Source organism: Methylobacterium nonmethylotrophicum (assembly GCF_004745635.1).
Classification (GTDB): domain Bacteria; phylum Pseudomonadota; class Alphaproteobacteria; order Rhizobiales; family Beijerinckiaceae; genus Methylobacterium; species Methylobacterium nonmethylotrophicum.
The window spans coordinates 221222-240407 of sequence record NZ_SRLB01000013.1 but is presented as its reverse complement, the minus strand read 5'-3'; the positions used below and the strand labels follow the sequence as shown (position 1 = coordinate 240407).

General features: G+C 69.7%; 13 protein-coding genes. 8 read left to right on the top strand and 5 right to left on the bottom strand.

Annotated features, from left to right (window positions below; genetic code table 11):
• On the top strand, positions 1-348 hold a 348-nt coding region (locus EU555_RS19330), incomplete at its 5' end, for a transposase (RefSeq protein ID WP_205820957.1).
• 397 nt (positions 349-745) lie between these two features.
• Here EU555_RS19330 and EU555_RS19325 read toward each other — a convergent pair.
• On the bottom strand, positions 746-1414 hold the full coding sequence (locus tag EU555_RS19325) for a GntR family transcriptional regulator (RefSeq protein ID WP_135416841.1): 669 nt from the start codon (positions 1412-1414) through the stop codon (positions 746-748).
• 483 nt (positions 1415-1897) lie between these two features.
• Between EU555_RS19325 and EU555_RS19320 the strand changes: the two genes are divergently transcribed.
• The 3 genes from EU555_RS19320 (at position 1898) to EU555_RS19310 (ending at position 5874) form a co-directional block, all read left to right on the top strand.
• Positions 1898-3046 carry a TRAP transporter substrate-binding protein gene (locus tag EU555_RS19320; RefSeq protein ID WP_245524375.1) on the top strand — a complete coding sequence of 383 codons (1149 nt, stop codon included), beginning with the start codon at positions 1898-1900 and terminating at the stop codon, positions 3044-3046.
• A gap of 17 nt (positions 3047-3063) precedes the next feature.
• Entirely contained in the window at positions 3064-4989 is a 1926-nt protein-coding gene (locus EU555_RS19315; protein WP_135416840.1) for a TRAP transporter large permease, read from the top strand.
• An 81-nt stretch (positions 4990-5070) separates the two neighbouring features.
• Positions 5071-5874 (top strand): amidohydrolase family protein, encoded by an 804-nt coding sequence (locus tag EU555_RS19310; RefSeq protein ID WP_135416839.1) that lies wholly within the window; start codon positions 5071-5073, stop codon positions 5872-5874.
• Positions 5875-5924: 50 nt separating this feature from the next.
• On the opposite strand, the gene EU555_RS19305 is transcribed toward EU555_RS19310, so the two are convergent.
• The 3 genes from EU555_RS19305 to pyc form a co-directional block, all read right to left on the bottom strand.
• Entirely contained in the window at positions 5925-6857 is a 933-nt protein-coding gene (locus EU555_RS19305) for an amino acid ABC transporter substrate-binding protein (RefSeq protein ID WP_135416838.1), read from the bottom strand.
• Positions 6858-6966: 109 nt separating this feature from the next.
• The gene (locus tag EU555_RS19300; protein ID WP_135416837.1) at positions 6967-7614 is read right to left on the bottom strand and encodes an RraA family protein; all 648 of its coding nucleotides are present in this window, start codon (positions 7612-7614) and stop codon (positions 6967-6969) included.
• Between the two features lie 31 nt (positions 7615-7645).
• A complete protein-coding gene (pyc, locus tag EU555_RS19295) occupies positions 7646-11164 on the bottom strand; it encodes a pyruvate carboxylase (protein ID WP_245524374.1) in 3519 nt (1172 codons plus the stop codon).
• Between the two features lie 213 nt (positions 11165-11377).
• Here pyc and EU555_RS19290 point away from each other — a divergent pair, with 213 nt between their 5' ends.
• A complete protein-coding gene (locus EU555_RS19290) occupies positions 11378-12376 on the top strand; it encodes a LysR family transcriptional regulator (RefSeq protein ID WP_245524373.1) in 999 nt (332 codons plus the stop codon).
• Positions 12377-12415: 39 nt separating this feature from the next.
• Here the strand turns inward: EU555_RS19290 and EU555_RS19285 are convergent, their stop codons facing one another.
• Positions 12416-13087, bottom strand: a complete 672-nt coding sequence (locus EU555_RS19285) for a GntR family transcriptional regulator (protein WP_135416836.1) — start codon at positions 13085-13087, stop codon at positions 12416-12418.
• A 532-nt stretch (positions 13088-13619) separates the two neighbouring features.
• On the opposite strand from EU555_RS19285, the gene EU555_RS19280 reads away from it, so the two are divergent.
• The 3 genes from EU555_RS19280 to EU555_RS19270 all read left to right on the top strand — a co-directional run bounded on the left by EU555_RS19280 (position 13620) and on the right by EU555_RS19270 (position 19148).
• Positions 13620-14294, top strand: a complete 675-nt coding sequence (locus EU555_RS19280; RefSeq protein WP_425375133.1) for an RraA family protein — start codon at positions 13620-13622, stop codon at positions 14292-14294.
• A 177-nt stretch (positions 14295-14471) separates the two neighbouring features.
• A complete protein-coding gene (locus EU555_RS19275; RefSeq protein WP_135416834.1) occupies positions 14472-15854 on the top strand; it encodes an MFS transporter in 1383 nt (460 codons plus the stop codon).
• Between the two features lie 81 nt (positions 15855-15935).
• Complete coding sequence (locus EU555_RS19270; protein ID WP_135416833.1) at positions 15936-19148, top strand: FAD-binding and (Fe-S)-binding domain-containing protein; 3213 nt, start codon at positions 15936-15938, stop codon at positions 19146-19148.
• Positions 19149-19186: the final 38 nt, after the last annotated feature.

The following is a 19186-nucleotide window of genomic DNA, read 5'->3' as shown; positions in this document are numbered from 1 at the left end:
ACTGCATGCCGCGTGAGCCGAGACCCCAGAGCTTGGCTGGACAAGCACCCGTCAGCACCGAAAGTGCGGATGAACCCCGGGAAGGGCAAGCGCGTGGCCGATGATCAGGACGCCGCTGCAGACATCGAGGCTTGGATCACGAAGGCCCGGACCTGTGAGGCTCCTGCGATCGCGACGTTCGCCTCAGGATTAGAGGCGGACATCGCGGCCGTCCGGGCTGCTCTCATGGAGCCATGGAGTAGCGGCCAGGCTGAAGGCCAGGTCAACCGGCTCAAGCTCATCAAGCGCCAGTGCTACGGACGGGCAGGCCTCGATCTCCTGAAGCGCCGCATGGTTCTGGCCGCCTGATCCACGCAGAATGAGCAAGAACCAGAAACGGGGCAATCCCAGAATGCGGCGCGCAGCCTCCTCGAAGTCGTCGAGACCCAGCATTCCGCCGAGGCGGCGAGGCAGGACCCTCGCTGCGGCGGGGAAGATGCTGCGGGCCGGATCCGCGTCCGGCTCTCCCGTCGCAGAGCGTTCGCCGACCCTTGTTGATGGTGCCATGTCCGTCATGTCCTCTGTAGGGGCCCCGGATCCGACCGACTCGATCTGCCGTGCGGGGGACCAGCGGACCGCCGCCGCCACGGCTTTCGTCGGCGAGTCGAGGCCCGAAAGGTTGCCCATGGAGGACCGCGTCCGGTCCTAGCTTGCGTGCCGCGCGTCACGATCCCGTGCGGTCGCCGCGGCGGTTCGATCTGAACGCCTATCGTTCGCCCGCCGCTGAGCCTCGACTGCGGGAGGCCCGGTGCTCCAGCGCGCGGGCGTAGGTCATGCGCAAGTGGAGTTGCATCGCACGCCGCCCGAGATCGCCGTCCCCGACGCAGGCTGCGAAAGTGATGTCACGATGGTGGTGAACGCTCTGCTTCAGCTCGGTCAGCGAGTACAAGAAAGACCACGCCATAACGGGCACGTCGATCAGCGTCGTGAGCATGGATTGAAGTCGCGGTGAGCCGGAGAAGGCGATCAGCGCGTGATGAAAATCCCGGCTCGCCTCCTGTGCGGTGCCGATGGATTCTTCGTCGTTCTCGGCGATGGCCTTCGCCATGGCGGCGTTGCCCGCCTCAAGGTGTTCGACCAGCGCCGCTCCGCCGCGCTGCACGGCGAGTTCGGTCGCATGCGGTTCAAGCAGCATGCGGAGACGGAACGTCTCCGCGATATCGGACTCGCTCCACTCCGCCACGTGGATGCCGTGGCCGGCATCCGTCGCGAGGCCGTCCTCGACCAGCCGCCTTAGCGCGGCCCTGATCGGCGTGCGACTCAGCCCGAACGCCCGGGCGAGGGGTTCCTCGCGGAGATGGAAGCCCGGCCGGTAGTATCCATCCACGAGCTGCCGGTGCAGCAGCCCGTAGGCCCTGTCCTGTCTGCGTCCCATTCGGGCAAACTCCGTGCCCTCGACGCCGTCACCTTAACGCCCATGCGCGGTCGGCAGCAATCAGCACGAAATGCAAAATGTACATAATTTGTACAAAAAATTGCGAAAACGGCTGTTGAAAGCGAGGTGATTCGGAATTATGTATTTTTCCTGCACGGCATGCTGATGAATGGAGCAGCCTGCGAAGGAGGCGATGGCCGCGGGCGGATGCCGCGCGAGAGCCGGTCGGTGCCGGCGATCCTCAACCATGATTGAATGCGGGCTTGGCGGGCGGCGTTTGTCTGCGTCCTGCCGCGCTTCGATGTTTCGTGCCCGCTCCCGACGCCCGAGCTTGGAGCGTATTCCGGCGAAGCGGAATCCGGTTTGTCGCAGGAACGCTGCAAGTTTAAAGATCTAAAGTGCTGTCCGCTGGCGACGCGATCGAGCGGTGCTCCAGCAACCTTCCACGTTGAGTCGAACTGTGCGGCATGAGCAGGCCGCGGTGTGATCTATCACGCTTTGCGCCCGTCAATGACGGCACGGAGGCATTCCGGGCATCAACACGTGTCGGGGCCATCGACAGCGGTTTGCTTCCGGGAGACCGATCGCCCGAAACGTCACGACTTGTACACCCAAACAACAATTGACATCACGAGGGAGAACACCATGAGGCTGTCGCGTCGCGGCTTGATTGCCGCTGGTCTGTCCGCGCCTTTCATCGTCCGGTCCGATTTCGCCCGGGCGGCACAGCACACGCTGAAGCTCGTCTATCCCGATACGCCGTCGCACCCGTTCATGCAGGTCGCCCGGCGCTTCGCCGACACCGTCAAGGCGAAGACCGAGGGTGCGGTCGAGGTCCAGGTCTTCACGACGGGGCAGCTCGGCTCGCAGAGCAACATGCTCACCGGCATGCAGACTGGCATTATCGATCTGTGCTGCCACACGTCGGGCTTCGTGCAGACGCTCTACCCAAAGTTCATGGTCGTCGATCTGCCCTTCCTCTTCAAGGACGCCGAAACGGCCGAGCGCCTGCTGGACGGCCCGATCGGGCCGAAGCTGCTGCAGGACCTGCCGAGCAAGGGCATCTACGGCCTGTCCTACGGACATTTCGGCTGGCGGGTGGTCTCGACGACCGGTCGCTCGGTCAAGGCGCCGGGCGAGGCTAAGGGCATGAAGATCCGCGTCCAGCCGGGCGCGATCTATGCCGCGATGTTCAACACGCTCGGCGCGAACCCGATCCAGATCGACCTGTCCGAGATCTACCTCGCCCTGTCCCAGGGCGCGATCGAGGCGATCGAGACGCCGATGATCTCGATGGCGGCCTCGAAGCACAACGAGGTGGTCAAGACCATCACGCAGACCAACCACGTCTACAATCCCGGGATCATGATGGCGAGCAAGCGCAAGCTCGACAGTCTCGCGCCGAATTACCAGCAGGCGATTCGGGAGGCGTCGCTTGAGCTGACCAAGGACGCGCGCGTCACGATCGCGAAGGCGAGCCAGGAGGTCGAGACGCGCTTTGCCGGTCAGGGCATCGCGGTCCAGGCCGCCGACCGCGCGGCGTACAGGTCCGCGATGAAGCCCGTCTACGATCAGTTCCGGCCGATCATCGGCGCCGATCTGATGGACGACGTTCTGAGCCAGGCGGCCTGACCCGGGGGAGGCGCGACGTGGTGAACATCATGGCCAACGCTGCACCGGAGACGGTCCATCTCGGATCCGCTCCGGGCGCCCTGCCGGCGCCCGGGGCCTTCGCCCGCACCTACCGCCGCGCCATGGATGCGGTCGACTGGCTCGCCCGGGCGGTCCTGTTCGCCGTGCTTGCCGGGGAACTCGGCCTCATCCTCGTCGAGATCGTCCAGCGCGTCTTCCTCGGTCACTCGTACCTCTGGGCCGAGGAGATCTCGCGTCTCGCCCTGCTCACCATCGCCTTCGTCGGCGGGGCGCTCGCGTACCGGAGCCACCAGCACACCACGGTCGCGCTCGTCACCGACGCGCTCTCCGCGCCAATGCGCCGGATGGTGATGGCGGGGCTCGACGTCGTCGTCCTGGCTGTCGTCGCGGTCTCGCTCCTGGCCGCGCTCGATCTCCTGGAGGTCAACGCCCAGTCGATCATGCCGATGCTGCAGTGGAACCTCGGCCTCACGGTCGTGCCGTTCATCGCCGGCATGCTGCTGATCGGCCTCTTCGCGGTCGAGCGGCTGCTCGTTGCGCACCGCCTCGTTGCAGTCGCGCAGGCGGCGCTCGCCGTTGGGGTCCTCGGCGGCCTCGTCCTCGCGATGAACCGGATGCCTGACCTGCGCCTCGACACGAGCGCGGCGCTCGTCGGGATGCTGCTGGTGTTCTTCGCCAGCATCCTCCTCGGCCTGCCGGTCGCGTTCGCGATGCTGCTCGGGTCGATCCTGTTCCTGCTCGCGACCGACCTCGCACCGACCGTCGCGGTGGCCCAGAACACCATCGACGGCTCGGGCCACTTCATCCTCCTCACGCTGCCCTTCTTCATCTGGGCCGGGATGGTGATGGAGAAGGGCGGCATCAGCCGCCGGCTCGTCGGGTTGGCGATGGCGCTGGTCGGCCATTTCCGAGGCGGCCTGCTGCAGGTCGTGATCATGACGACCTACCTCGTCTCGGGCGTCTCCGGCTCGAAGATCGCGGATGTCGTCGCGGTCGGCTCGGTCATGCGCGAAGAGCTGGAGCGCAAGGGCTACCAGCCGAAGGACGGCGCCGCGGTCCTCTCCGCCTCCGCGGCGATGTCGGAGACGATCCCGCCCAGCATCGCCATGCTGGTCCTGGGCTCCGTCGTCCCGGTCTCGATCGGGGCCATGTTCATCGCCGGCCTGCTGCCGGCCGCCGTGCTGGCGGTGATCCTCATGGCGCTCGTCTACGTCATGGCGGTCCGCAGCCCGACCGTCCGGGTCGAGCGGGCGAGCCGGGCCGCCCTCGGCGAGGCCGCTCTCGGGGCGATCCTGCCGCTGCTGATGCCGATGATCCTCGTCATCGGCATCAAGTTCGGCCTCGCGACGCCGACCGAGGTGTCCTCCGTCGCGGTGCTCTACGGCATCCTGCTCTGCGTCCTCGTCTACCGCTCGATCGGGTGGCGCAGCTTCGTGAGAATCGTGGTCGAGTGCGCGGTGACGTCGGGCATGGTGCTGTTCATCGTCGCGGCAGCGGGCTCCTTCGCCTGGATCATGGCGGCGGGCAACCTGCCTCAGCATCTCGCCTCGCTGCTCCACGCCGCCGGGGACAACCGCTACCTGTTCCTGGCCGGCTCGATCCTGATCCTCATCGTGGTCGGCTCGCTGCTGGAAGGATTGCCAGCCCTGATCATCCTCGGGCCCATCCTCTACCCGATCGCGACGCAGCTCGGCATCGACGGCGTGCACTACGCCATGGTGCTGCTGCTCTCGATGGGCGTCGGCATCTTCATGCCGCCGCTCGGCATCGGCTTCTACGTGGCCTGCTCGGTGATGGGGACGAGCGTCGAGGAGACCTCGCGGGCGATCCTCCCCTACCTGCTCGCGCTCCTCCTCGGCATCTTCGCGGTGGCGGCGGTCCCGTTCTTCTCCCTGGCGCTGCTGCACGTCTTCGGGCGCTGAGCAGACAGCCGGCCGCCCGGACGAGGGCGGCCGGCGCAAGAACCCTCTCGACGCAAGATTCTCTCGAGGACGGAGCAGGCGATGACCTTCGCGGCGATCCACGGGGCGACGGACTGCCACTTCCACATCATGGACGCAGCCTTCCCCACCGTGCCGAACCCGGCGGTGCGCAACCGGACGGCCGACGTGGCGCAGTACCGCGCCTTCGCGGCCGGGCTCGGAACGACGCGGGGCGTGGTCGTGCAGCCCTCGCTCTACGGCACGAACAACGACCACACCCTCGCGGCGCTGCGCGCCCTCGGCCCCGGCTACCGCGCCGTCGCGGTGATCGACGAGCGCGTGCCGGCGGCGGCGCTGCGCGACTGGCACGAACTCGGCGTCCGGGGCGTGCGCTTCAACCAGGTGCAGGCGGGCGCGACGACGATGGCGATGATGCCGGCGATCGCCGGGCTGGTCGCGGATCTCGGCTGGCACATCCAGCTTCATATCGAGGCGAGCGCGTTGGCCGAGCACGAGGCGATGCTGCGCGCGCTGCCCGTCCCGCTGGTCCTCGACCATTTCGGACGCGTCCGGTGGGCCGGGGATTCGGGCCTCGACGCGGTGCTGCGGCTGCTCGGCACCGGGCGGGCCTGGGTCAAGCTCTCGGCCCCCTACCAGGACAGCCGGACGGGCCCGCCGGGCTACGAGGACATCGCCGGGATCGGGCGTCGGCTGGCCGGCGAGAACGAGGACCGCCTGCTCTGGGGATCGGACTGGCCCCACGTCACCGAGCCGGAGTCGCCGGAGGCGGCGCCCCTCGCCGGCATCCTGACGTCGATCCTCGGCGGGGAGGACCGCCTCCGCAAGGTGCTCGTCCGGAACCCCGCATCCCTCTACGGCTTCTGAAGGCGAGCGGGCCCCCCGGGGGGGGGGCGCTCGTCAGGAGCAGGGTTCGCTCAGTTCCTGTAGGCCGCCGGGTCCGGGCTGTCGGTCGGATGCTCGAAGGCGCGCTTCAGCTCCGCCGGCATCGGGAACCGGTAATTGATCCCCTTGGGCGGCACCGGGGATTCGAACCACTTCCTGTAGATCGCGCCGATCTCCGGGCTGCGGTAGAGGTCGGCGGTGGTCCGGTCCACCAGGGCCTTGAACGGCGCGTCGTCGCGGCGCAGCATGATCCCGTAGGGCTCGGGCGGACCGAACGCCTCCTTGCTGATCGTGTAGGCCGCCGGATCCTTCGACAGCGCGATCAGGATGCTGAGCTGCACGTCGTCCATCACGAAGGCGGCCGCCCGGTCGGTCTCGAGCAGCAGGAAAGCCTCCACGGTGTCCTTCGCCGTCTGGACGGTGATCCCGAGCTTCCGCTCGGTGTTCAGCTTGTTGATCTGGACGATGTTGACCGAGCCCGCCACGGACACGACCGACTTGCCCTTCAGGTCGTCGATCGTCTCGATCTTCTGGGCCTTCTTCGACGCGAAGCGGCTCGCCGTGACGAAGTGGGCGTTGGTGAAGGTGACCTGCTTCTGGCGCTCGGGATTGTTCGTGGTCGACCCGCATTCGAGGTCGATCGTTCCGTTCGTCATCAGGGGGATGCGGGTCGACGAGGTGATCGGCAGCATCTCGACCTTGAGATCCGCGGCGCCGACCTCCTTCTTGATCGCGTCGACGATCCTGCTGCAGATGTCGATCGTGTAGCCGACATAGGTCTGGTTGTTGTCGATGTAGCTGAACGGCGGACCGCCGTCGCGCACGCCGAGGACGATCCGGTTCGAATCCTTGATCTTCTTCAGGGTTCCCGTCAGTTCCGCCGCGTGCGCGGGCAGAGCCAGGGCGGACAGGAACACGAACAAGGCAATCTTCTTCACTGGACGACTCCGGAGCGGGTGCTTCATCGTGAGAATTCCGAACGTCCCGGCCACGACCCGCCGACGGCGGCACGCAAGACCCGCGCCGGGTTCCGTGCCGCGACGGGCGGCGACCGAGACGATACGCTTGGTGCCGCTACTTGGCGGTCTTGCCGTAGCGGCCGTCGTAGCGGCCCTCGCCGATCATATGCAGCATCTCGGCCTCCCGGGCTTCCTGGGCGCGAACGGCCGTGATCAGGCTCGCCGCGATGGCAGCCGGGAAGGTGACGACCCCGTCCGCGTCGCCAACGACGACGTCGCCGGGACGGACGGTCCAGCCGCCGACCGAGACCGGCACGTTGATCTCGCCGGGACCCGCCTTGTACGGCCCCCGGTGGATCGCCGCCCGCGCGTAGCAGGGGAAGTCCGAGGCCGCGAAGGCGGCGGAGTCGCGGATGGCGCCGTCGATGACGAAGCCCGCGACGCCCCGGCTCTCGGCGATCGCCTTCATGATGTCGCCCACCAGGGCACGGCTGGTGTCGCCGCCGCCGTCGACCACGATCACGTCTCCGGGCTGGGCGATGTTGAGCGCCTGGTGGATCGCCAGGTTGTCGCCGCTGCGCACGCGCACCGTGAGGGCGATGCCGGCGAGCGCGCCCCCGCGATGGAACGGGCGCAGGCCGACGAGGCCCGGCAGCCGGTCGAGGTTGTCGCTGATCAAGGCGGTCGCGGCGCCGCGGAACAGCTCGACCGCCGCGGCGCTGGCGGCGCGATCCGGGGCGGAGAGGGCTTGGGCGTCGGTCATGGTATGCTCCTTCTAGTCTGGTTGGTCGTCATCAGATCCCGTCAGCCGTTCCGGGCGCCAGGACGACGAGGAGGTCCTTGGCGTCGACCGTCTGTCCCGGGGCGACGAGGAGCTCGGCCACGACCCCGTCGCAGGGGGCGTGCAGCAGCGTCTCCATCTTCATCGCCTCGATCGTCATCACGACGTCGCCGGCCCGCACGGCCTGGCCCTCCCGCACCGCGACCGTGGAGATGCTGCCCGGCATCGGCGCGGCGAGGTGGTCCTCGCGTCCGTCCTCCGCCTTGCGGCGCGCCGGGCGCGTCGCCGCCGCCGCGCGGTTCGGCACCGTCACGATGCGGGGCTGCCCGTTGAGCTCGAAGAACACCCGGACCTGCCCCTCCTCGTCGGTCTCGCTCCGGGCGACGAGGCGCACCACCAGCACCTTGCCGCGCTCGAGCGTCACCACGATCTCGTCGCCCGGCTCCATCCCGTACAGGAAGACCGGGGTCGGCAGAACCGCGACCGGGCCGTAGCGGCGGGCGGCGAGGCAGAACTCGGTGAACACCTTCGGGTACATCAGGTACGAGGCCAGCTCCGCCTCCGTGAGCGCCCGGCCGCAGGCCGCCTCGGCCTGGAGCCGCGCCGCCGCGAGGTCGGCCTCCGGCAGGAGCGCCCCCGGCCGCGCCGTCGAGGGCGTCTCGCCCTTCAGCACCCGCCGCTGGATCTCCGCCGGCCAGCCGCCCGGCGGCTGGCCGAGGTCGCCGCGCATCATCTCGACCACCGAGGCCGGGAAGGCGATCTCGGTCCCGGGCGACAGCACCTCCTCGGCGCTGATGCCCTGGGAGACCATCATCAGGGCCATGTCGCCGACCACCTTCGAGGACGGCGTCACCTTGACGATGTCGCCGAACAGGTCGTTCGCCGCCCGGTAGGCCTGCGCAACCTGATCCCACTTGCGGTCGAGGCCGAGGGAGCGGGCCTGCTCCTTCAGGTTGGTGAACTGCCCGCCGGGCATCTCGTGCAGGTAGACCTCGGAGGCGCCCGACCTCTGGTCGCTCTCGAAGGCGGCGTATTGCCGGCGGACCGCCTCCCAGTACAGGCTCAGGCGCCGGATCGCCGCGGGATCGAGCCCGCTGTCCCGCTCGGTGTGGCGCAGGGCCTCGACCAGGGAGCCGAGGCAGGCCTGGGAGGTCGTGCCCGACATGGCGTCGATCGCCGCGTCGACCGCGTCGACGCCTGCCTCGACGGCGGCCAGCACCGTGGCACCGGCGATGCCCGAGGTGTCGTGGGTGTGGAGGTGAAGCGGGAGGCCGACCTCCTCCTTCAGGGCGTTGACCAGGACGCGCGCCGCGGCGGGCTTGAGCAGCCCCGCCATGTCCTTGATCGCCAGAACGTGGCAGCCCGCCTGCTCAAGCTCGCGGGCGAGCCCGACATAGTAGGCGAGGGAATACTTGCTGCGGGACGGATCGAGGATGTCGCCGGTGTAGCACAGGGCGCCCTCGGCGATCTTGCCCTCGGACGCCACCGCATCGATCGCCACCCGCATGTTCTCGACCCAGTTGAGGCAGTCGAAGATGCGGAACAGGTCCATGCCGCCGCGGGCCGCCTGGCGCACGAAGTGGCGCACGACGTTGTCGGGGTAGTTGGTGTAGCCGACGCCGTTGGCGCCGCGCAGCAGCATCTGGGTGAGGAGGGTCGGGGCCGCCTCGCGGATCAGGGCGAGCCGCTCCCACGGATCCTCGGTGAGGAACCGCATCGCGACGTCGAAGGTCGCGCCGCCCCAGCATTCGAGCGACAGGAGTTCCGGCAGCCCGGTCGCGGTGGCGCCCGCCGCCGCCGCGATGTCGAAGGTGCGCACCCGCGTGGCGAGCAGCGACTGGTGGGCGTCGCGCATCGTCGTGTCGGTGACGAGCACCCGGGTTTCGGCACGCATCCAGGCCGCGAAGCCCTGCGGCCCGAGCCGGTCGAGGATCTGGCGCGTGCCCTCGCGGGCTGGGGCCCGGCCGGCTTCGGTGGCGAAGCGCGGCGGCTCGGGCCGGCGGGCCTCGGCGGGCGGGCGGGGCCGCCCTCGGGTCTCCGGATGTCCGTTGACCGACACGTCGGCGATGTAGGTCAGGAGCTTGCTCGCCCGGTCGCGGCGCTCCTGCCGGGCGAACAGCTCGGGCGTCTCGTCGATGAAGCGGGTGGTGTAGGCGTCGCCGCGGAACCTCGGATGGTCGAGCACCGCCTCGAGGAAGGACAGGTTGGTGGCCACGCCCCGGATGCGGTACTCGCGCAAGGCCCGGCTCATGCGGGCGATGGCATCGGCCGGCGCCGCCGCCCAGGCGGTGACCTTCTCCAGCATCGGATCGTAGTGGCGCGTGACGACGGCGCCCGAATAGGCGGTGCCACCGTCGATGCGGATTCCGAAGCCGAAGGCGCCGCGATAGGCGGTGATACGGCCGTAATCCGGGATAAAGCTGTTGTCCGGGTCCTCGGTGGTGATGCGGCACTGCAGGGCGTGGCCGTTGAGGCGCACCGACTCCTGGTCCGGGATGCCGGTCTCCTCGACCGCGCCGAGCCGCCCGCCCTCCATGATGCGGATCTGCGCCTTGACGATGTCGAGGCCGGTGACCTGCTCGGTGACCGTATGCTCGACCTGGATGCGCGGGTTGACCTCGATGAAATAGAAGCGCCCGGTCTCGGCATCCATCAGGAACTCGACCGTCCCGGCGCCGACATAGCCGGTCGCCCGGCCGATGCGCAGGGCCGCCTCGCACAGCTCCTGGCGTGTCGCGGCGTCGAGGTAGGGGGCGGGGGCGCGCTCGATGATCTTCTGATTGCGGCGCTGGATCGAGCAGTCGCGCTCGAACAGGTGCATCACGGTGCCGTGCCGGTCGCCGACGAGCTGGACCTCGACGTGGCGGGCGCGCCGGACGAGCTTCTCGAGATAGACCTCGTCCTTGCCGAAGGCGGCCTTGGCCTCGCGGCGCGCCGAGCGCACCGCCTCGATCAGGCCGTCCTCGCCCTCGATCGGGCGCATGCCGCGCCCGCCGCCGCCCCAGGACGCCTTGAGCATCACGGGATAGCCGATCCCGGCGGCGAGGCGGCGGATCTCGGCCTCGTCGTCGGGCAGGGGATCGGTCGCCGGCATCACCGGGACGTCGACCGAGGTGGCGAGGTTGCGGGCCGAGACCTTGTTGCCGAGCGCCCGCATCGTCTCGGGCGAGGGGCCGACGAAGACGATGCCGTTGGCCGCGCAGGCCTCGGCGAATTCCGGGCTCTCGGAGAGGAAGCCGTAGCCGGGATGGATCGCGTCCGCGCCGCTGGCGCGGGCGACGCGGATCACCTCGTCGATGGAGAGGTAGGCCTCGAGCGGCCCGAGATGCAACTCGCCGGCGGCCCCGCGGCCGACGAGGTAGGCCTCGTCGGCCTTGAAGCGGTGGAGCGAGAGCTTGTCCTCGTCGGCGTAGATCGCGATCGTGCGGATGCCGAGCTCGGTGGCGGCCCGGAAGATCCGGATGGCGATCTCGGACCGGTTGGCGACCAGCAGCCGCTTGATCGGACCGGTCTTGCTCATGGCCTGCAGCATGCTTCCTCCTGACGCGCTTCGCGTACGGTTCTGGTTGTCCGGGCTCCGGTGGACGGATCCGGCGGTGCCTCGGCGGCGCCCGGTGCTGCCCGCCCGCGCGGAGCCCGCCGGCCCTCCGGGGCGTCCGCGACCCCGCGCTGCCGTTCAGAGCCCGGGGAGGGACGCGATAAGGAGACGGGTGTGAGGAGAGCCGCGATCGTTGCAGCCTCCTAGGTGCCGCGTGCATCCCACGCCGCCGGGCTCGAAAAAAGGGATTTAAACGACCGGTTCGACATTCTAAAAAGGAATGAAACGCGGGGCTGGCGACGGATGGCGACGCTCAAGCAGCTGGAAGCCCTGCACTGGATCGCGGTGCTCGGCAGCTATGAGAAGGCCGCGGAGCGGCTGAACACCACGCAATCGGCGGTGTCGAAGCGGATCCAGGAGCTGGAGGCCGACCTCGGGACGGCTTTGTTCGACCGCAGCAAGCGCCGGGTGCGCCTGACCGTGAAGGGCGAGGCGATCCTGCCCCTGACCGACGAGCTGCTCGACCTGCACGCCCGGCTCGTCGCGATCGGCTCCAGCCAGGCCGCGCCGATCCGCCAGCTCCGGTTCGGCGTGACCGAGCTGACGGCGCTGACCTGGCTGCCCGCCTTCGTCGCCGAGATCCGTGCCACCTATCCCGCCATCGTGCTCGAGCCGGAAGTCGAGATGAGCACGGACCTGTTCCAGCGGCTCCGGGACGGCACGCTCGACTTCATCGTCGTCCCGGACAGCATCTGGCAGCCCGGCTTCACGAGCGTGCCGCTCGCCAGCGTACAGAACGTCTGGATGTGCAGCCCGGCGCTGATGCACGACCGCGGGATCGTGCCGCTCGCCGAGATCGGTCGGTTCAACATCCTGACGCAGGGCACCCGGTCGGGATCTGGGCTGTTCTTCGCCAAGTGGCTGGAGGGCTGTGGCGTCCGGTTCCCGCGCCTCGTCACCAGCAACAGCATGATTGCGCTGGTCGGGCTGACGATCGCCGAGATCGGCATCAGCTACCTGCCGCTGCATTGCTGCGGCGGCCTGATCGAGCAGGGGAAGCTGCGGGTGATCGAGACCGACCCGCCGCTGCCGCCCGTCACCTACGCGGCGATGTTCCGCAGCGACGAATCCGCCAACGTCGTCAATACGATATCGAGCATCAGCCGGGCGACCTGCGACTTCTCGCACCCGATTCGCTGGGCCTGACGCAGACGGAGCCTGTCCGCCGGCAGGCGGGGGCGACGCTCAGGCGCCGTTCGTGGCGATCTGGCGCCACGACCCGCGATGGCGCATCACGCGGGCATAGGACATGCGCAGGTGCAGCTGCATCGCGCGCCGGCCGAGCTCACCGTCGCCGACGCGGGCCGCGAAGGTGATGTCGCGGTGGTGATGGAGGCTCTGCGACAGCTCGGACGGCGAGTAGATGAAGAACGACCGCACCACGATCGGCATATCGATCATCGTCTCCAGGATGGAGCGCAGCCGGGGCGAACCCGAGAAGTCGAGCAGGGTGCGGTGGAACTCCTTGTTCGTCTTCTGGATGGTGGAGATCGCCTCGCCGTCGCCCTGCTCGATCGCCAGCGCCATGGTGCGGTTGCTCGCTTCGAGGCGCTCGACCAGGGCATCGCCGCCGCGCTCGACGGCGCGCTCGGTCGCGTGGGGTTCGAGCAGCATGCGCAGCCGGAACGTCTCCTCGATGTCGGCCTCGCTCCACTCCGCCACGTGGATCCCGTGGCCGGCATCCGTGGTCGCGAGCCCGTCCTCGACCAGCCGTTTCAGGGCCGCCCGGACGGGGGTGCGGCTCAAGCCGAATTCCTGGGCGAGCGGTTCCTCGCGGAGGTGGAAGCCGGGCGGATAATGGCCGCCGACCAGCCTCTGGCGCAGCACGCCGTACGCCCTGTCCTGTCCGCGCGCCATCCAGACGATCCCTTTCTCTTGATCCTGCCGGACCTTAGCCCCTGGCGCCCCCTGCGGGCAATCGTCGGCGCGGTCCGGTTTTGTACATATCTTGTACGAAGTGCGCCGGCCGCCCCTCCATCTCAGGGGTTGCGAGTTGACAGTTTGTATTTTTATTGTATGAATGATCGGAACGAGCGAGGAAGCGCACGGCAGGAGGCTGCAGCGATGCCAGAGCGGTTCGCGATGCACGGGTCGGCTACGCCGGAATCCGTCGGCGCCGCTCCCGGCTGAGGCTCCGGGGTGGGCGGGTCCGCGGCACCGAAAGGCCGCCGATCACCGCCATCGCCCCCCGAACGCCCGCATTCTCACCAGCGATACCCGATCCCGACGGTCGTTCCGCGATCGTCGCGGCGGAGTCCGTCCGACGTTGCGCGCGACCCGGCTCCGAGCGGGGACCGCGAGAACCGGCAGCGTCCTGGCCGGACGCGTCGAGTCGAACCGAAAAAAGAAGAACCGGTATCCGTAGCAGAGGAAAGCACACGCCATGACGATGCAGGTCACGACGGAAGGCCGGCTTCCCGCCCTTCTGTCCTCCGCCGACGAGCAGGATCTCCGCGGCCTGGTCACGCCCCTGATCAGCGACAACCTGGATCGCCTGTCGGGGGTGACGGGCCTCACCCGCTACAACGGGTCGGGCAAGCTCGTCGGCACGGCGCTCACCGTCAAGACCCGCCCCGGCGACAACCTCGGCATGTACCAGGCGATGACCATGATGCAGCCGGGCCACGTCCTCGTGGTCGATGGCGGCGGCGACCTCACCAACGCGCTCTGCGGCGACCTGATGCGGGCCTACGCCGTGGCCCGCGGCTGCGCCGGCTTCGTGATCGACGGCGCCATCCGCGACGTCGCCACCTTCGCGGCCGGCGACTTCCCCTGCTACGCCCGGGGCGTCGTGCATCGCGGTCCCTACAAGTCGGGCCCGGCCCGGATCAACGTGCCCGTCTGCATCGGCGGCCAGGTCGTCAATCCGGGCGACGTCCTGGTCGGCGACGAGGACGGCCTCGTCGTCTTCGCGCCCGCCGAGACCCGCCGCCTCGTCGAGGCGGCCCGGGCTAAGCTGCGCCAGGAGCAGGCGATCATGGCCGAGATCGAGGCCGGAGCCGAGCGCCAGACCTGGCTTCACGGCGCCCTCGAGGGCCTCGGCGTCGCGCCCTACACGGCCTGACACCGCTTCCTCGACGCGCTCGTCGGCCTCGTCCCGCGAGGCCGGAACATGACGACAATCCGGACCGGGACGTCCGCGTCCGCTACTCACACCCCGCATCGCGCAAGAAGTCCCGGTCAAGGGAACGGCGAGCCCGCACCGGCTCCGGGCGATGCTTCGATTTCAGGAGGAAACGACATGTACAACGCGACCGTCGCCGCGGGGTCTGCCGCGGCATCCAGGACGACGACCCGATACCGCTGGGTCGTGATGAGCCTGATCTTCGTCGTCTACACCCTGGCGGCGGCGGACCGGGCCAATATCGGCATCGTCCTTCCCTTCGTGAAGAAGGAGTTCGGGATGTCCAACACCGAGGCCGGGGCGGTCGTCAGCCTGTTCTTCGTCGGCTATGCCGTGATGCAGATCCCGGCGGGCTTCCTCGTCCGGCGGCTCGGCACCCGGGTCGTGTTCCCGATCTTCATGCTGCTGACCTCCCTGTTCACGGGGCTCCTCGGCACGTCCGGCTCCGTCCTGGCGATGAAGCTCAACCGCCTCGCCCTCGGGATCGCCGAGGCGCCGCTGCCCGTCACCATGCTCTCGACGGTGAACCGCTGGTTCCCGGCCCGCGAGAAGGGCACCGCGGTCGGGCTGTTCCTGGCCGCCGCGAAGTTCGGGCCCGTGATCGTGCCGCCGCTGGGCGCCCTGATCATCGCCACGCTCGGTTGGCAATACGTCTTCTACATCTGCGCCGCGCCCGGGATCGTCTTCGCCGTGCTGTGGTACTTCCTCGTCGTCGACGAGCCGTCCCGCAGCCGGTTCGTGTCGGCGGCCGAGGCCGAGCACATCCGCGACGAGCCGTCGTCGCGGCCCGCGGCGCCGGATGCCGCCGCGGCGGTGACGGCCGCCCCGGTGCCGCCCGCGCGCCGCTTCGACCGCCTGGATCGCGTCATCCGCGGCCGCCCGGTCCGCCTGATCGCCACCGCCAAGGAGACGTTCCGGTCCGGTAACGTCTGGGGCCTCGCCCTCGGCTACCTGATGATGACCGGGATCATCAACGTCATCCTCGCCTGGCTGCCGACCTACCTGACCACCGTGAAGCAATTTTCGCTGATGAATGTCGGCTTCGTGGCCTCGGCGCCGTTCATCGGCGGCGTGCTGGGCAACATCATCGGCGGCTGGTTCTCCGACCGGGTCGTGGGCAAGCGGCGCAAGCCGACCATCCTCATCAGCGCGGTCTCGACCGTGTTCATGATGTACGCGCTCATTCACGCGCCGAACGAGCCGGTGACCCTCGCGATCCTGCTGTTCCTGACCGGCTTCCTGCTGAACGTCGGCTACTCGTCCTTCACCGTCTACCCGGCCGGGCTCACCACCAAGGACGCCTACCCGCTCGCGGTCTCGGTGGTGAATACCGGCGGCCAAGCCGGCGGGGCGCTGTTCCCGTTCCTCACCGGATTGCTGCTCGACGCCTTCAGCTGGGACGCGGTGTTCCTGTTCCTCGCGGCCTCGGCCCTGGTGGCGCTCGCCGTGATGCTGCTGGTCGTCGAGCCGGTCGAGACCGAGACCGCCGCGGCCGGGTAAAGCTCTCGTCCCTCCGCCTAAGCCAGCATTCCCCTCAAGGGCGGCGTCGCCTCCCCCGGCGACGCCGAAGGTTGTCCCACCATGATCCCCGCCCTGACTCGTCTCCCAGCTCCCGCCTCGCCCTACGCGGCCTTCCTCGCCGAGCTCCGGGTGCGGGGCTTTGCCGGCGAGCTGTCGGGCGGGGCCGCCGACCGGACGGTGCTGGCCACCGACAACTCGATCTACCAGATCCGGCCCGAGGCGATCGCGTTCCCGCGCGACCGGGACGACCTCATCCGGATCGGCACCCTGCTCGGCGACCCGCGCTTTTCCGGGATCAAGGTGTCGCCGCGCGGCGGCGGCACCGGCACCAACGGCCAGTCTCTGACCGGCGGTCTCGTGGTCGACGTCTCGCGCCATATGAACCGCATCCTCGCGATCGACGTCGCGAACCGGCTGGTGCGCGTCGAGCCCGGCGTCGTGAAGGACCAGCTCAACCGGGAACTCGCCCGCCACGGCCTGTTCTTCGCGCCCGAACTCTCGACCTCGAATCGGGCCACCATCGGCGGCATGATCTCGACCGACGCCTGCGGCCAGGGCTCGTGCCTCTACGGCAAGACCCGCGACCACGTGCGCGCGCTGACGACCGTCCTGACGGATGGGACCGTCTGGACGTCGCGCCCCCTCGACGACGAGGCGCTCGCCGCGGCCTGCGCGCGGACGGACCGTGTCGGCGAGATCCACCGCGTCGTCAGCGATGTCGTCGCGCGCGATGCCGCCCTCATCGCGGAGCGGTTCCCCAGGCTCAACCGCTGCCTCACCGGCTACGACCTCGCCCATATCCGCGACGACCGGGGCCGCTTCGACCTCAACGCGGTGCTGTGCGGCTCGGAGGGCACCCTCGGGCTGATCGCCGAGGCGACGCTCTCGGTTCTGCCGATCCCCGGCCACGCGGCCCTGGTCAACGTGCGCTACGACAGCTTCGACGCCGCCCTGCGCGACGCGCGCACCCTCGTCGGGCTTGGGGCGGCCTCGATCGAGACCGTCGATTCCCGCGTGCTCGCGCTCGCCCGCGGCGATCTCGTCTGGCACGAGGTCAGCGCCTACTTCCCTGACGATCCCGAGGGACCGGCCGCGGGCGTGAACCTCGTCGAGGTGCTGGCGGAGACGGCCGAGGCGCTCGAGGCCGGGCTCGCGCGCGTGACCGAACCCCTGACGCGCGAGGGGCGGAGAGGGGGGCGGCGCGGCTTTACGGTCGCCCGGGAGGCGGCCCGGGCCTCCGTGCGCGAGACGGTGGGCCTGCCGGCGAGCGACGCCGCCCGAGCGGTCGGGGGCGGCGCGCAGGGTCCGGCGCGGCTCGCCGAGGACGGCGACGAGGTCGAGGGCGCCGGCCTCCCCCTTGCGCCCCCCGAGGCCGCCGACGCGGTCACCCGCATCTGGGGCATGCGCAAGAAGGCGGTCGGCCTCCTCGGCAACATGAAGGGGGAGGCTCGCCCGATCGCCTTCGTGGAGGACACCGCCGTCCCGCCCGAGAACCTCGCCGACTACATCGCCGAGTTCCGCGCCGCCCTCGACCGCCGCGGCCTCGTCTACGGCATGTTCGGCCACGTCGATGCCGGCGTGCTCCACGTGCGCCCCGCCATCGACACCAAGGACCCGGCTCAGGACCGGCTGATCCGGGAGATCACCGAGGAGGTGGTCGCCCTGACGCGGAAATACGGCGGCGTGCTGTGGGGTGAGCACGGCAAGGGCGTGCGCTCGGAGTTCTCACCCCAGGTGTTCGGGCCGCTCTATCCCGCGCTCCAGCGCATCAAGGTCGCCTTCGACCCGCGCGACCAGCTCAATCCGGGCAAGATCGCGGCGCCCGAGGGCGGGCGGCTCCTCACCATCGACGGCGTGCCGACCAAGGGCGGCCACGACCGTACCATCCCGGCCCCGGTGCGAAGCGCCTACGACGAGGCCCTGCACTGCAACGGCAACGGCGCCTGCTTCACCTACGACGCCGACGAGGCGATGTGCCCGTCCTGGAAGGGCACCCGCGAGCGCCGGCACTCGCCCAAGGGCCGCGCCCAGCTGATGCGCGAGTGGCTGCGCCTGCTCGCAGCGCAAGGGTGCGATCCGGTCGCGGAGAGCCGCGCGCTGCGCATCCGGCGCGGCTGGCTCGGCCTTCCCGCCCGCCTCGCCGCGACCCTGCGCCGGCGCGACGACGACTTCTCGCATGCGGTGAAGGAGGCGATGGACGGCTGCCTGGCGTGCAAGTCCTGCGTCGGGCAGTGCCCGATCAAGGTCGACGTGCCGACCTTCCGGGCGAAGTTCCTCGAACTCTACCACGGCCGCTACCTGCGGCGGCCGCGCGACCATGTCGTCGGCTGGGTCGAGCACCTGCTGCCGCTGATCGCCCGCGCGCCCCGGCTCGCCAACGCCCTGTCGGCCTCGCCGCCCGGGGCTCGGCTGATGCTCGCCCTCGGCCTCACGGCGATGCCGCGCCTGTCCGGAATCGACCTTCACCGCGAGGCCCGGCGCCGGGGCGTCGCGACGGCGAGCGCCGAGGCGCTGCGCGCCTTGTCGCCCGAGGCGCGGGCGCGCAGCGTCGTGATCGTGCAGGACGCCTTCACGACCCATTACGAGACGTCCCTCGTCCTCGACCTCGTCGACCTGCTACTGGCCCTCGGCTTCACGCCGTGGCTCGCGCCCTACGCGCCGAACGGCAAGCCGCTGCACGTCCACGGCTTCCTCGGCGCCTTCGAGCGCCGGGCCCGGCGCAGCGCAACGGCCCTGCGCGCCCTCGCGGCGACGGGCGTCGACCTCGTCGGCATCGACCCCTCGATGACGCTGACCTACCGGTCGGAATACGTCGCGGCCCTCGGGCCCGAGCCGGCGCCGCGTGTCCAGCTGGTCCAGGAATGGCTGGCCGCGCGCCTCGACTCGCCCGGCACGGGCGGGCGGTCGCCATCCGGGGCGCGGACCGCGTACCGGCTGCTGCCCCACTGCACCGAGCGGACCAACGCGGCGGCGGCCTTGCGCGACTGGCAGACGGTGTTCGCCCGCCTCGGGCACGATCTCAGCATCGTGCCCGCGGGCTGCTGCGGCATGGCGGGCACCTACGGGCACGAGAGCGAGCACCGGGCGATGTCGGAGCACATCTACGGCCTGAGCTGGGCCGGCCACGTCGCCGGCGCCGGCGCGTCGGGCCACCTCCTGGCTGATGGCTATTCCTGCCGGTCGCAGGTCAAGCTGATCGACGGCCTCCACCTGCCGCACCCGATCTCGGCTCTACTGCGCGCCGCCGACTTGGCAAGGCAGCGCGCCGCGTGAGCCCGGCCCGCCCGCGACACCACCACGAACCAGAAACC